Below are 13,879 nucleotides of genomic sequence, written 5' to 3'. Positions count from 1 at the left end.
CCCAGGCCCCCGTTTCAGACCACAGACTTAACGACCCTGAGAGGGATTGACGCATAGTGCTCGACGTCAACTTCTTCGACGAGCTGCGGATCGGCCTGGCCACCGCTGACGACATCCGTCAGTGGAGCCACGGCGAGGTCAAGAAGCCCGAGACCATCAACTACCGCACCCTCAAGCCCGAGAAGGACGGCCTCTTCTGCGAGAAGATCTTCGGCCCCACCCGGGACTGGGAGTGCTACTGCGGCAAGTACAAGCGCGTCCGCTTCAAGGGCATCATCTGCGAGCGCTGTGGCGTCGAGGTCACGCGCGCGAAGGTGCGCCGTGAGCGGATGGGCCACATCGAGCTGGCCGCGCCCGTCACGCACATCTGGTACTTCAAGGGTGTCCCGTCGCGCCTGGGCTACCTGCTGGACCTGGCCCCGAAGGACCTGGAGAAGGTCATCTACTTCGCGGCGTACATGATCACGTACGTCGACGAGGAGCGCCGTACCCGCGACCTGCCCTCGCTGGAGGCCCACGTCTCGGTCGAGCGCCAGCAGATCGAGCAGCGCCGCGACGCCGACCTGGAGTCCCGCGCCAAGAAGCTCGAGGCGGACCTCGCCGAGCTGGAGGCCGAGGGCGCCAAGGCCGACGTGCGCCGCAAGGTGCGCGAGGGCGCCGAGCGCGAGATGAAGCAGCTGCGCGACCGCGCCCAGCGCGAGATCGACCGGCTCGACGAGGTGTGGAACCGGTTCAAGAACCTCAAGGTCCAGGACCTCGAGGGCGACGAGCTGCTCTACCGCGAGCTGCGTGACCGCTTCGGCACGTACTTCGACGGCTCGATGGGTGCCGCGGCGCTGCAGAAGCGCCTGGAGTCCTTCGACCTCGAGGAGGAGGCCGAGAGGCTCCGCGAGATCATCCGCACCGGCAAGGGCCAGAAGAAGACCCGTGCGCTCAAGCGCCTGAAGGTCGTCTCCGCGTTCCTGCAGACCTCCAACAGCCCCAAGGGCATGGTCCTGGACTGCGTCCCGGTCATCCCGCCGGACCTGCGTCCGATGGTGCAGCTGGACGGTGGCCGCTTCGCGACCTCCGACCTGAACGACCTGTACCGCCGTGTCATCAACCGCAACAACCGCCTGAAGCGGCTTCTCGACCTCGGCGCGCCCGAGATCATCGTCAACAACGAGAAGCGCATGCTCCAGGAGGCCGTCGACGCGCTCTTCGACAACGGCCGCCGCGGCCGCCCGGTCACGGGCCCCGGCAACCGTCCGCTGAAGTCGCTGTCCGACATGCTCAAGGGCAAGCAGGGCCGCTTCCGCCAGAACCTGCTCGGCAAGCGCGTGGACTACTCCGCGCGTTCCGTGATCGTCGTCGGTCCGCAGCTGAAGCTGCACCAGTGCGGTCTGCCGAAGGCGATGGCGCTGGAGCTGTTCAAGCCGTTCGTGATGAAGCGCCTGGTCGACCTGAACCACGCGCAGAACATCAAGAGCGCCAAGCGCATGGTCGAGCGCGGCCGCACGGTCGTGTACGACGTGCTGGAAGAGGTCATCGCGGAGCACCCGGTTCTGCTGAACCGTGCGCCCACGCTGCACCGCCTCGGCATCCAGGCCTTCGAGCCGCAGCTGGTCGAGGGCAAGGCCATTCAGATTCACCCGCTCGTGTGCACCGCGTTCAACGCGGACTTCGACGGTGACCAGATGGCCGTGCACCTGCCGCTGTCCGCGGAGGCGCAGGCCGAGGCCCGCATCCTGATGCTGTCCTCGAACAACATCCTCAAGCCGGCCGACGGCCGTCCGGTGACGATGCCGACCCAGGACATGGTCCTCGGTCTGTTCTTCCTCACCACCGACGGCGAGATGCGGGACGTGAAGGGCCAGGACCGCTCCTTCTCCTCCGTGGCCGAGGCGATCATGGCGTTCGACGCCGGTGAGCTGTCGCTGCAGTCGCGCGTGGACATCCGCTTCCCGGTGGGCACCATCCCGCCGCGCGGCTGGACCCCGCCGGCCCGCGAGGAGGGCGAGCCGGAGTGGCAGCAGGGTGACAGCTTCCGGCTGAAGACCACGCTGGGCCGCGCGCTCTTCAACGAGCTGCTGCCCGAGGACTACCCGTTCGCCGACTACGAGGTCGGCAAGAAGCAGCTCTCCGAGATCGTCAACGACCTCGCCGAGCGCTACCCGAAGGTCATCGTGGCGGCCACGCTCGACAACCTGAAGGCGGCCGGCTTCTACTGGGCCACCCGTTCCGGCGTCACCGTCGCCATCTCCGACGTCGTCGTCCCCGAGGCGAAGAAGGAGATCGTCGCCGGGTACGAGGCGCAGGACGAGAAGGTCCAGAAGCAGTACGAGCGCGGTCTGATCACCAAGGACGAGCGCACCCAGGAGCTCATCGCGATCTGGACCAAGGCGACCAACGAGGTCGCCGAGGCGATGAACGACAACTTCCCGAAGACCAACCCGATCTTCATGATGGTGAACTCGGGCGCCCGAGGGAACATGATGCAGATGCGTCAGATCGCCGGTATGCGCGGTCTGGTGTCGAACGCCAAGAACGAGACCATCCCGCGGCCCATCAAGGCGTCGTTCCGCGAGGGTCTGTCCGTGCTGGAGTACTTCATCTCCACGCACGGTGCCCGTAAGGGTCTGGCCGACACCGCCCTGCGTACCGCCGACTCCGGTTACCTCACCCGTCGTCTGGTCGACGTCTCCCAGGACGTCATCATCCGCGAGGAGGACTGCGGCACCGACCGCGGCCTGCGTCTGCGCATCGCCGAGCGGGGCGCCGACGGCGTGCTGCGCAAGGCGGACAACGTCGAGACGTCCGTGTACGCGCGCTGCCTCGCCGAGGACATCGTCGTCGACGGCCAGGTGCTGGCCCCGGCCGGCACCGACCTGGGCGACGTGCTCATCGAGGAGCTGGTCTCCCGCGGCGTCGAGGAGGTCAAGACCCGCTCGGTCCTGACCTGCGAGTCCGCGGTGGGCACCTGTGCCATGTGCTACGGCCGTTCGCTCGCCACCGGCAAGCTGGTCGACATCGGTGAGGCGGTCGGCATCATCGCCGCCCAGTCCATCGGTGAGCCCGGCACCCAGCTGACGATGCGTACCTTCCACACCGGTGGTGTGGCCGGTGACGACATCACCCAGGGTCTGCCGCGTGTCGTCGAGCTCTTCGAGGCCCGTACGCCGAAGGGTGTCGCCCCGATCTCCGAGGCGGCCGGACGCGTCCGGATCGAGGAGACCGAGAAGACCAAGAAGATCGTCATCACCCCGGACGACGGCAGCGACGAGACCAGCTACCCGATCTCGAAGCGTGCCCGTCTGCTGGTCGGCGAGGGCGACCACGTCGAGGTGGGCCAGAAGCTCACCGTGGGTGCCACCAACCCGCACGACGTGCTGCGCATCCTGGGCCAGCGGGCCGTCCAGGTCCACCTGGTCGGCGAGGTCCAGAAGGTCTACAACTCGCAGGGTGTGTCGATCCACGACAAGCACATCGAGATCATCATCCGGCAGATGCTGCGCCGGGTGACGATCATCGAGTCCGGCGACGCCGAGCTGCTGCCCGGCGAGCTGGTCGAGCGCTCGAAGTTCGAGCAGGAGAACCGTCGTGTGGTCCAGGAGGGTGGTCACCCGGCCTCCGGCCGTCCGCAGCTGATGGGTATCACCAAGGCCTCGCTGGCGACCGAGTCCTGGCTGTCGGCGGCGTCCTTCCAGGAGACGACCAGGGTCCTCACGGACGCGGCGATCAACGCCAAGTCCGACTCCCTGATCGGCCTCAAGGAGAACGTCATCATCGGTAAGCTCATCCCGGCCGGTACGGGCCTGTCCCGCTACCGCAACATCCGGGTCGAGCCGACCGAGGAGGCCAAGGCCGCGATGTACTCGGCCGTGGGCTACGACGACATCGACTACTCGCCGTTCGGCACGGGCTCCGGCCAGGCCGTTCCGCTGGAGGACTACGACTACGGTCCGTACAACCAGTGAGCGGGCGTGCGCTCGACGCACTGAGGTGACGCACTGAGGGGCGGCCACTCCGTTACGGGGTGGCCGCCTTTCGGCGTTTCGGCGCCCGATGGCGCATGATGGAGGGACTCGTACGGTTCGGGGGAGGTCGTCCGTGTCGTTTCCGCCATCGCAGCCGTCCTGGCAGCCCTGGCAGCCTGGGCGGGGCGTTCCGCAGCCGTGGCAGGGCCAGGGCAGCCCGTCGCTGCTCGCGTCCCATGCCGACCGCGAGCGTGCCGTGGACGTGCTCAGAGCGGGTTTCAGCGAGGGCCGTCTGGATCAGGGGGAACTCGACCGGCGCGTCACCCGGGCGTACCAGGCGCGTACCGTCGGAGAACTGGCGCTGCTGGTCGCCGATCTGCCCCAGGGCCCGGCACCGTACCCCGCGGCGGCTCCGGCGGTCCCCGCGACGTTCCTGCCGCGCCCGGCCCCGCCCACCAACGGCAAGGCGGTCGGCTCCCTGGTCTGCGGCGTGCTCACCCTGATGACGGCCGGTCTCACTGGCCTTCCCGCGGTGATCCTGGGCCACGTCGCCCGCTCCGAGATACGCCGCCGAGGCGAGGGCGGCGACGGCCTGGCCCTGGCCGGCCTGGTCCTGGGCTGGCTCTCCGTCGCCGGCTGGGCTCTCCTCCTCACCCTCCTCGTCGTGGCGGCGGTAGCCTCACCGAGCTGACACATACCGGGCCGGCGGCCCGCCCAGGCGCGCCTGAAGAGGGCGGTGACGGGGCTTCGTGCCGACCGGCCTTCCGGCAGTGGCGGTCGCGCATCCCGTACCCCGGGGCCGTGGTTGCCGGACGGGGCGCCCACGGGTGTTCCGGCGCGGCCGCCCGGGCGGATATCCGCTGCCGCGGGCGGTCGTGGCGGCGGTTGCGTGACCGGGCTGATGCGCGCGCATGCCGTACGCCTGGATCGTGCGCGTTGCGCGGGTGGCGATTCGGCGGGGCGGAGGGCGCCCGCGTGCCTCCAGGCGCTCCTCCCGGCGGTCGTGCCAACGGGCCGGCGCGCGTGCATCCCGTACCCCCGTACCCCCGTACCCCCGGACCGTGGCCCGTCCAGGCGCGTCCGCCGACGCTCCGGGGCGCGCCGACCGGGTGGAGATTCCGTCGGCGCGGGAAGGGCCGTGATTCTCGGCGTTCAAAGCCGTGGCAGCGGGCTGACGTGCGGGAATTGCCGTATCCGTAGACCGTGATCCGTGGATTCGAAGATCGCGCAGCGTACAGGGGCTTGACAAAGTACGCGGAACGAGGCGGGCGGGGCCCATTTGTTTTGACCGCAGCGAATGAGGTAGGTACGCTCAGACCTTGTGCCTGGGGTGTGCCCTGGCTTTCGTGCGTGCCTTCACACCGCACAGGGAGCCGCTGACGGCCACCGTAATCTGCGCCTCTTTCTGCCTGGCGGTGGGAGTCTGCGGGATTCGACACACCCGACCGCGTGGGTCGGCGATGTTCCAGGTTAGCTGTACCCATCGGCACACAGAAACCGGAGAAGTAGTGCCTACGATCCAGCAGCTGGTCCGCAAGGGCCGGCAGGACAAGGTCGAGAAGAACAAGACGCCGGCACTCGAGGGTTCGCCCCAGCGCCGTGGCGTCTGCACGCGTGTGTTCACGACCACCCCGAAGAAGCCGAACTCGGCCCTCCGCAAGGTCGCGCGTGTGCGTCTGACCAGCGGCATCGAGGTCACCGCTTACATTCCGGGTGAGGGACACAACCTGCAGGAGCACTCCATCGTGCTCGTGCGCGGCGGCCGTGTGAAGGACCTGCCGGGTGTTCGCTACAAGATCATCCGTGGCTCGCTCGACACCCAGGGTGTCAAGAACCGCAAGCAGGCCCGCAGCCGCTACGGCGCCAAGAAGGAGAAGTAAGAATGCCTCGTAAGGGCCCCGCCCCGAAGCGCCCGGTCATCATCGACCCGGTCTACGGCTCTCCTCTGGTGACCTCCCTGATCAACAAGGTGCTGCTGAACGGCAAGCGCTCCACCGCCGAGCGCATCGTCTACGGCGCCATGGAGGGTCTGCGCGAGAAGACCGGCAACGACCCGATCATCACCCTGAAGCGCGCTCTGGACAACATCAAGCCGACCCTCGAGGTCAAGTCCCGCCGTGTCGGTGGCGCCACCTACCAGGTACCGATCGAGGTCAAGCCCGGCCGCGCCAACACCCTGGCGCTGCGCTGGCTGGTCGGTTACTCCCGCGCCCGCCGCGAGAAGACCATGACCGAGCGTCTGCTCAACGAGCTCCTCGACGCCTCCAACGGCCTCGGCGCCGCTGTGAAGAAGCGCGAGGACACGCACAAGATGGCCGAGTCCAACAAGGCCTTCGCGCACTACCGCTGGTAGTCGCTACCCCATCGAGAACCGAGAGAAGACTGAAGCCTTATGGCTACCACTTCACTTGACCTGGCCAAGGTCCGCAACATCGGGATCATGGCCCACATCGACGCGGGCAAGACGACCACCACCGAGCGGATCCTGTTCTACACCGGTGTGTCCTACAAGATCGGTGAGACCCACGAGGGCTCCGCCACGATGGACTGGATGGAGCAGGAGCAGGAGCGTGGCATCACGATCACCTCTGCTGCCACCACCTGCCACTGGCCGCTGGACAACGTCGACCACACCATCAACATCATCGACACGCCGGGTCACGTCGACTTCACCGTCGAGGTGGAGCGTTCCCTGCGCGTGCTCGACGGTGCCGTGACGGTGTTCGACGGCGTTGCCGGCGTCGAGCCCCAGTCCGAGACGGTGTGGCGTCAGGCGGACCGCTACGGCGTTCCGCGCATCTGCTTCGTGAACAAGCTCGACCGCACCGGTGCCGAGTTCCACCGCTGTGTCGACATGATCTCCGACCGCCTGGGCGCGCAGCCGCTGGTCATGCAGCTGCCGATCGGCGCCGAGGCCGACTTCCGGGGCGTCGTCGACCTGGTCCGCATGAAGGCCCTGGTCTGGTCCGCCGAGGCGACCAAGGGCGAGATGTACGACATCGTCGACATCCCGGCCACGCACACCGAGGCCGCCGAGGAGTGGCACGGCAAGCTGGTCGAGGCCGTCGCGGAGAACGACGAAGAGATCATGGAGCTGTACCTGGAGGGCGAGGAGCCCACCGAGGAGCAGCTGCACGCCGCGATCCGTCGCATCACCATCGCGTCCGGCAAGTCCACCGAGACCACGATCACCCCGGTGTTCTGTGGCACCGCGTTCAAGAACAAGGGCGTTCAGCCCCTGCTCGACGCGGTCGTGCGCTACCTCCCCACGCCGCTCGACGTCGAGGCCATCGAGGGCCACGCCGTGGGCAACGCCGAGGAGATCATCAAGCGCAAGCCGTCCGAGGACGAGCCGCTCTCCGCCCTTGCGTTCAAGATCATGAGCGACCCGCACCTGGGCAAGCTCACCTTCGTCCGGGTCTACTCGGGCCGCCTGGAGTCCGGCACCCAGGTGCTGAACTCCGTCAAGGGCAAGAAGGAGCGCATCGGCAAGATCTACCGTATGCACGCCAACAAGCGTGAGGAGATCCCGGCGGTAGGCGCCGGCGACATCGTCGCCGTCATGGGCCTGAAGCAGACCACCACCGGTGAGACGCTGTCCGACGACAAGAACCCGGTCATCCTGGAGTCCATGGACTTCCCGGCGCCGGTCATCCAGGTCGCCATCGAGCCCAAGTCGAAGGGCGACCAGGAGAAGCTGGGCGTCGCGATCCAGCGCCTGGCCGAGGAGGACCCGTCCTTCCAGGTCCACTCGGACGAGGAGACCGGCCAGACCATCATCGGTGGTATGGGCGAACTGCACCTCGAGGTGCTGGTCGACCGTATGCGCCGTGAGTTCAAGGTCGAGGCCAACGTCGGCAAGCCGCAGGTCGCGTACCGCGAGACGATCCGCAAGGCCGTCGAGCGGGTGGACTACACCCACAAGAAGCAGACCGGTGGTACCGGCCAGTTTGCCAAGGTGCAGATCTCGATCGAGCCGCTCGAGGGCGGCGACACCTCGTACGAGTTCGTGAACAAGGTCACCGGTGGCCGCGTTCCGAAGGAGTACATCCCTTCGGTGGACGCCGGTGCGCAGGAGGCCATGCAGTTCGGCATCCTCGCCGGTTACGAGATGACGGGCGTCCGCGTCACGCTTCTCGACGGCGGCTACCACGAGGTCGACTCCTCCGAGCTCGCGTTCAAGATCGCCGGTTCGCAGGCCTTCAAGGAGGCCGCGCGCAAGGCCAGCCCGGTTCTTCTCGAGCCGATGATGGCCGTCGAGGTCACCACGCCCGAGGACTACATGGGCGAGGTCATCGGTGACATCAACTCCCGCCGTGGCCAGATCCAGGCCATGGAGGAGCGGGCGGGTGCCCGCGTCGTGAAGGGCCTCGTGCCCCTCTCGGAGATGTTCGGCTACGTCGGAGACCTCCGCAGCAAGACCTCGGGTCGCGCAAGCTACTCGATGCAGTTCGACTCCTACGCCGAGGTTCCGCGGAACGTCGCCGAGGAGATCATCGCGAAGGCCAAGGGCGAGTAACTCAGCCGAGTTCCAGCCTTTAGGCTTGACTCCGGAGCCTCACGGGGCATTCCGCCGCAATCGTGGTGGAGTGCCCCGGAGATCCGGGCCATCCAGCAAAGATCACCTGGCGCCGATGAAGTAAGGCGTACAGAACCACTCCACAGGAGGACCCCAGTGGCGAAGGCGAAGTTCGAGCGGACTAAGCCGCACGTCAACATCGGCACCATCGGTCACATCGACCACGGTAAGACGACCCTCACGGCCGCCATTACCAAGGTGCTGCACGACGCGTACCCGGAGCTGAACGAGGCCACCCCGTTCGACAACATCGACAAGGCCCCCGAAGAGCGCCAGCGCGGTATCACCATCTCGATCTCGCACGTCGAGTACCAGACCGAGGCGCGTCACTACGCCCACGTCGACTGCCCGGGTCACGCGGACTACATCAAGAACATGATCACCGGTGCCGCCCAGATGGACGGCGCGATCCTGGTGGTCGCCGCCACCGACGGCCCGATGCCGCAGACCAAGGAGCACGTGCTCCTGGCCCGCCAGGTCGGCGTGCCGTACATCGTCGTCGCCCTGAACAAGGCCGACATGGTGGACGACGAGGAGATCCTGGAGCTCGTCGAGCTCGAGGTCCGTGAGCTCCTCACCGAGTACGAGTTCCCGGGCGACGACGTCCCGGTCGTCAAGGTCTCCGCGCTGAAGGCCCTCGAGGGCGAGCAGCAGTGGGTCGACTCGGTCCTCAACCTGATGAAGGCCGTCGACGAGTCGATCCCGGAGCCGGAGCGCGACATCGACAAGCCGTTCCTGATGCCGATCGAGGACGTCTTCACCATCACCGGTCGCGGTACGGTCGTCACCGGCCGTATCGAGCGTGGTGTCCTCAAGGTCAACGAGACCGTCGACATCATCGGCATCAAGCCGGAGAAGACCTCCACCACGGTCACCGGCATCGAGATGTTCCGCAAGCTGCTCGACGAGGGCCAGGCCGGTGAGAACGTCGGTCTGCTGCTCCGCGGCATCAAGCGCGAGGACGTCGAGCGCGGCCAGGTCATCATCAAGCCGGGCTCGGTCACCCCGCACACCGAGTTCCAGGCCCAGGCCTACATCCTGTCGAAGGACGAGGGTGGCCGCCACACCCCGTTCTTCAACAACTACCGCCCGCAGTTCTACTTCCGCACGACGGACGTGACCGGCGTGGTGACCCTCCCCGAGGGCACCGAGATGGTCATGCCGGGTGACAACACCGAGATGAAGGTGGAGCTCATCCAGCCCGTCGCCATGGAAGAGGGCCTGAAGTTCGCCATCCGCGAGGGTGGCCGCACGGTGGGCGCCGGCCAGGTCACCAAGATCATCAAGTAAGTCTTGAGGATCGTCTGACCCGGTAGCTCCGCTGCGAGCACCTGAGAGGGCCCGTACGACTGAGGTCGTACGGGCCCTTTCGCGTGCGGACCTGCGTCAAGTTCATGTCCTGGGACGTCACTCGTCAGCAGGAACCACTGGCATATGCGCTCCGGCTTCGCCCGGTCCGGCCTGCTTTCGGCGCATGGTCGGCTCATCCCACGAGGCCCTGCACCGGATCTTCCAGGAGGACCCGGGGCTCTTCGCCCGTGCCGTCAAGGGCCTCGGCGTCCTCTTCGACACCCCCGTCTCGGCGTCCCCGCTCCCCACCGACCTCACCGAGAACCGCCCGGTGGAGCGGCGGGTGGACACATTGCTGCGGATGGACACCGCGGACAACGGCAGCTTCGTCCTCGCGGTCGAGTCCCAGGGCAGACGTGATCCGGACAAGCCGGCGAGCTGGGCCTACTACCTCTCCCACCTGTACGCCAAGTACCGGACGCCCCCGGTCCTCCTCGTCGTCTGCCCGGACCGTGGCACCGCGGCCTGGGCGGCACGGCAGGTCGACATCGGCCCGCCGCAGTGGCCCTCTCCGACTCTGCGTCCCCTGGTTCTCGGCCCGGACGACCTGCCCGTGATCGACAGCCCGGAGGAAGCGGCCCGCGACATCCCGCTGACCGTCCTGTCCGCAGCGCTGCACCGCCGTGACCCCGGCGCCGATGCCATACTGAAGGCACTGGCCACGGCACTGAAAGGCCTGCTGATTCACGACGAGAGCACCGCAGGCATCCTCATCGAGCTCACCGAACAAGGCCTCGGCAAGACACCGGCCGCAGATCTCTGGAGGCACCTCATGGCCGTCGACCTCTCCTTCTTCCAGTCCCAGACCGCCCAGAACCTCCGGGCCGAGGGACGTGCCGAGGGGCGTGCCGAGGACATACTGCTTCTGCTGGACCGCCGGGGGATCGAGGTTTCCGAGGAGGACCGGGAGCGGATCGCCGGCTGCGCCGATCTCGACACGCTGAGCACCTGGTTCACACGGGCCATCACGGCGACCTCGACGGCCGAGCTGTTCGCGCCGGCCGAGGAAGGGTCCGGGGCCTGAGCCCGACCCTGCAGACGGGACCGGGGGTCTCCCCCGGTCCCCCCGGGCCCGGCCTCACAGTGGTCGCTCAGCGGTGGATCGGCGACGGACGGATCACCGGTCGATCGGTGTCCGCCCGGCGCCGGCGAAGTCCAGGCGGCCCTCGGCCAGCAGGACAGTAGGCTCCCGCTCGGACCAGGAGACGCGGGTGGTCACCTGCGCGCGTCGGGTGCGGTGTCCGCCAGCAGGTCCACAAAGGCGCCCAGCAGCGGCTCGTGCGTACCACCCAGCCGCAGCCACTCGGCCGCCCGCCGGGCCCGCGCGAACCGGGCCGCCTCCTGCTGGAGCCCGGTCACGGCGGGCTGCACGATCCGGGCCCGCTCCAGCGTCGGTTCGCCCGGCGCGGTGGTCCGCACCCCGTACCGTCCGCGCTCGAACAGCTTCCCTCCCAGGGCTTGTTCGATCCGCCTGAGCTGCGCGCTCAGCGCGGGTTGCGAGCCCGAGAACCGGTGCCGCCCGGGTGGGACTTCCTGCCTCGGCGATCGTCCGGACCGTCTTCAGGGGACGGGAAGGGCCAGTTGCGCGAAGGCAGTGACGTGTGCCATCTGAGTACAACTGCTCATGTGCCGTGTCGTTCAAGCCGGTTGGATCGAGTGATGTCGGCCAATTCGGATCGTCGGCGCATCACCCGGGTGGGTACTGTCACTGGGTGTAGCTAGAGTTGTCATCGAGGCTTGCGCTTTACGAACGCACGGGGGAGGACGCTGTGTTGCCGAGCGATGCCGGATCGACCGGGCAGCCGTCGTCGTGGCTGTCCGGCCTGTTCGACGCGGCGCGGGACGCTGCCGCGGCCGCGGCCGACGTGGCTACGGAGCTGTCGTCGTTCACGAAGTTCCAGAAGCGGGTGGACGATCTGATCCGCGACCTGAAGGGCTCGGAGGCCGGCCCGGGCAAGGTCGGACAGGCCCAGCTCACCCGTCACCAGTTCGGTGGCGGAAGCGGGGCGTGGGCGGAGGCGGCCGGTCTGTATTCGACGTACGAGACGGTGATCAGCGAGCTGGAGACGCTGTCGATGCTGCTGTCGGACTCGATGGAGGGCATGGGCATCGCGGTCCTGGCCTCGCACAAGGGCTACCAGAACATCGACGTGGACGTCCGGGACCGGATGGCGGCGATCAGTGCGGAGGCGACGAAGCACTACGGCGGGAGCTACGACCCCTCGCTGCCGCAGAAGAGCCAGGACGGCGGCGAGCACGGCGGCGGGGCCACCGAGCCGACGCAGCCGCCGGCGGGCGACTCGGGTGGCACGATCTGATGGTTCCGACGGTGACGGGGGAGGTCTGATGGCGGGCAAGGGAAACGGCGGCGGTAGTACGTCCTTCGAAAGCATGAGCCACGAGCAGATGCTGGCGTGGCTGGACCAGGCGAACGCGGGAGAAGTGCAGGCGGCCGCCGACCGTCTGACGGCGGCCGCCGAGGAGATCCGCAAGATCGCGGAGGAATTGAAGGTCCGCCCGCAGTGGGTGGCGTGGAAGGGCGAGGGCGCGGAGGCGTTCCGCGCGTGGGCCAACGATCTGGCCAACTCCACCCACCGGCTGGGTGACTTCAGTGAGGGCGCGGCGAAGTGGCTGGGCCAGGCGTCGAACGCGATCGCCACGGCCCAGGCGTCGATCCCCCGCGACACCAAGGGCGCACAGGCGAACCTGGCCGCGGCGACGGCCGCCCACAACGACCCGGACGCGGCGGCGATCCGCGCCAAGTCGACGGACGAGCTTGCCGCGCTGAAGGCCGACCAGGAGAAGGTCCGCCTGGAGGCGGCGGCCCAGATGCGGAAACTGGGGCAGTCGTACAAGCTGTCCGCGACGCAGATGGACGACTTGGAGCGGCCCAAGTTCCCGCCGCCGCCGAAGGTTTTGGTGCCTCGCGACGACGGCGAAGTGAGCGTTGACCTGGCTCGTCAACAGGCGGCCGGGTCAGGGGGAACGAGCGGGGGCTATACCGGTTCCGGCAGTGCAGGAACCGTGGGAGAAGGGCATGGTCGCCCCGCGAGTTTCGGATCGACTGACGCGGCCGCGCCCACAGCCACGGTTTCCACGACGAACACAGTGCCGTCCACGTACCCGCATCCGACAGCAAACGAGCCCGCCACGCGTGTCGGTATTGACTCCGTGACTGTTCCCACCGAAGTTCACCAGCCCTCCACGGGGCCAACAGGCAGTGGGCCGGCGATTGGGCGACCGGGCGAAACCGGGGGCCTTCCATCGACGAGCGCCCCGGTCCCGTCGTTTTCCGCGGGGCCTGGGCGTGCACCTTCTGCCTCCGGCGGTTCGGGTAAACCGACAGTCGGTGGTCGCATGATCGGTCGGACTGGTGCAGTTCCCAGTGGCTCTGGTCTTGTTCCCAACCGCCCTGGGCAGACATCTGTCGGCCCTGTTCGTGGTCGTGGAGTCACCGGAACCGGTCCCGTCCCAGGTCGCAACGTGCCGGGCTCCGGCGCAGCATCTGGCCGTACCCTTCCTGTCCAAGGCGTACCGCCCGGCCGCAGTGTTCCGTCCGGCTCGGGAATCACCGGCGGACGTCCGGTTGGGACCCCTGCCACTGGCAGGACGAAGGGGCGCCCGCCGGGTGGGCCGCTTGGCAGCGAGCCCACAGGAGGCCGTGCATCCGCCGGTCGTGGGTCGGCCACAGGCCAGGGAGGCCAGCCACCTGCTCGACAGACTGGGCCGATCACCGGAGGCCAGATGCCTTCAGCCCGCGAAGGCGTTGTCGGGGGTACACCGCAGCGCACAGACCGTGCATTGGCGCGCCCCGGTACGTCCGTGCCCTCCGCACCGACCCGCGGAGGCATCTCCGGCGGCATGCCGAGCGAGGCCAGCGCTCGGAACGGCCGTCGTGGCACTCCTGGCAACTCGACGGCTGCCGGCCGACAGCGACGGCAGAAGAAACAGACCGACCGTCGGGGCGAGCCACCAACCGCCGACTGAGGACCAA

The 13,879-nt window shown here is 68.0% G+C and carries 8 protein-coding genes and 1 pseudogene; 8 read left to right on the top strand and 1 reads right to left on the bottom strand.

Features of this window, described 5'->3' with window-relative positions:
- Positions 1-56: 56 nt before the first annotated feature.
- The 7 genes from ACX25U_RS14605 (at position 57) to ACX25U_RS14575 (ending at position 10,909) form a co-directional block, all read left to right on the top strand.
- Positions 57-3,956: a DNA-directed RNA polymerase subunit beta' gene (locus tag ACX25U_RS14605; protein ID WP_454392235.1), complete on the top strand. Its 3,900-nt coding sequence runs from the start codon at positions 57-59 to the stop codon at positions 3,954-3,956.
- Positions 3,957-4,089: 133 nt separating this feature from the next.
- Complete coding sequence (locus ACX25U_RS14600) at positions 4,090-4,647, top strand: DUF1707 and DUF4190 domain-containing protein (protein ID WP_454392233.1); 558 nt, start codon at positions 4,090-4,092, stop codon at positions 4,645-4,647.
- An 817-nt stretch (positions 4,648-5,464) separates the two neighbouring features.
- The gene (gene rpsL, locus ACX25U_RS14595; RefSeq protein WP_003948652.1) at positions 5,465-5,836 is read left to right on the top strand and encodes a 30S ribosomal protein S12; all 372 of its coding nucleotides are present in this window, start codon (positions 5,465-5,467) and stop codon (positions 5,834-5,836) included.
- A gap of 2 nt (positions 5,837-5,838) precedes the next feature.
- The gene (gene rpsG, locus ACX25U_RS14590; protein ID WP_073951511.1) at positions 5,839-6,309 is read left to right on the top strand and encodes a 30S ribosomal protein S7; all 471 of its coding nucleotides are present in this window, start codon (positions 5,839-5,841) and stop codon (positions 6,307-6,309) included.
- Between the two features lie 39 nt (positions 6,310-6,348).
- Positions 6,349-8,475, top strand: a complete 2,127-nt coding sequence (gene fusA / locus ACX25U_RS14585) for an elongation factor G (RefSeq protein ID WP_454392231.1) — start codon at positions 6,349-6,351, stop codon at positions 8,473-8,475.
- 156 nt (positions 8,476-8,631) lie between these two features.
- Positions 8,632-9,825 carry an elongation factor Tu gene (gene tuf / locus ACX25U_RS14580; RefSeq protein WP_454392229.1) on the top strand — a complete coding sequence of 398 codons (1,194 nt, stop codon included), beginning with the start codon at positions 8,632-8,634 and terminating at the stop codon, positions 9,823-9,825.
- Between the two features lie 184 nt (positions 9,826-10,009).
- Complete coding sequence (locus ACX25U_RS14575; RefSeq protein WP_454392227.1) at positions 10,010-10,909, top strand: hypothetical protein; 900 nt, start codon at positions 10,010-10,012, stop codon at positions 10,907-10,909.
- Positions 10,910-11,023: 114 nt separating this feature from the next.
- Here ACX25U_RS14575 and ACX25U_RS14570 read toward each other — a convergent pair.
- Positions 11,024-11,449 (bottom strand): annotated as a pseudogene (locus tag ACX25U_RS14570) (LysR family transcriptional regulator); the annotation flags it as partial.
- Between the two features lie 208 nt (positions 11,450-11,657).
- Here ACX25U_RS14570 and ACX25U_RS14565 point away from each other — a divergent pair.
- The gene (locus ACX25U_RS14565) at positions 11,658-12,203 is read left to right on the top strand and encodes a hypothetical protein (protein WP_454392225.1); all 546 of its coding nucleotides are present in this window, start codon (positions 11,658-11,660) and stop codon (positions 12,201-12,203) included.
- Positions 12,204-13,879: the final 1,676 nt, after the last annotated feature.

The organism is Streptomyces sp. JNUCC 63, assembly GCF_054366325.1.
This window is presented reverse-complemented; position numbering and strand designations above follow the sequence as displayed.

What these genes read in the sequence shown, in the direction of transcription:
- rpsG (WP_073951511.1), top strand. Translation starts at nt 5,839, where the DNA reads ATGCCTCGTAAGGGCCCCGCCCCGAAGCGCCCGGTCATCATCGACCCG.
- fusA (WP_454392231.1), top strand. Translation starts at nt 6,349, where the DNA reads ATGGCTACCACTTCACTTGACCTGGCCAAGGTCCGCAACATCGGGATC.
- ACX25U_RS14575 (WP_454392227.1), top strand. Translation starts at nt 10,010, where the DNA reads ATGGTCGGCTCATCCCACGAGGCCCTGCACCGGATCTTCCAGGAGGAC.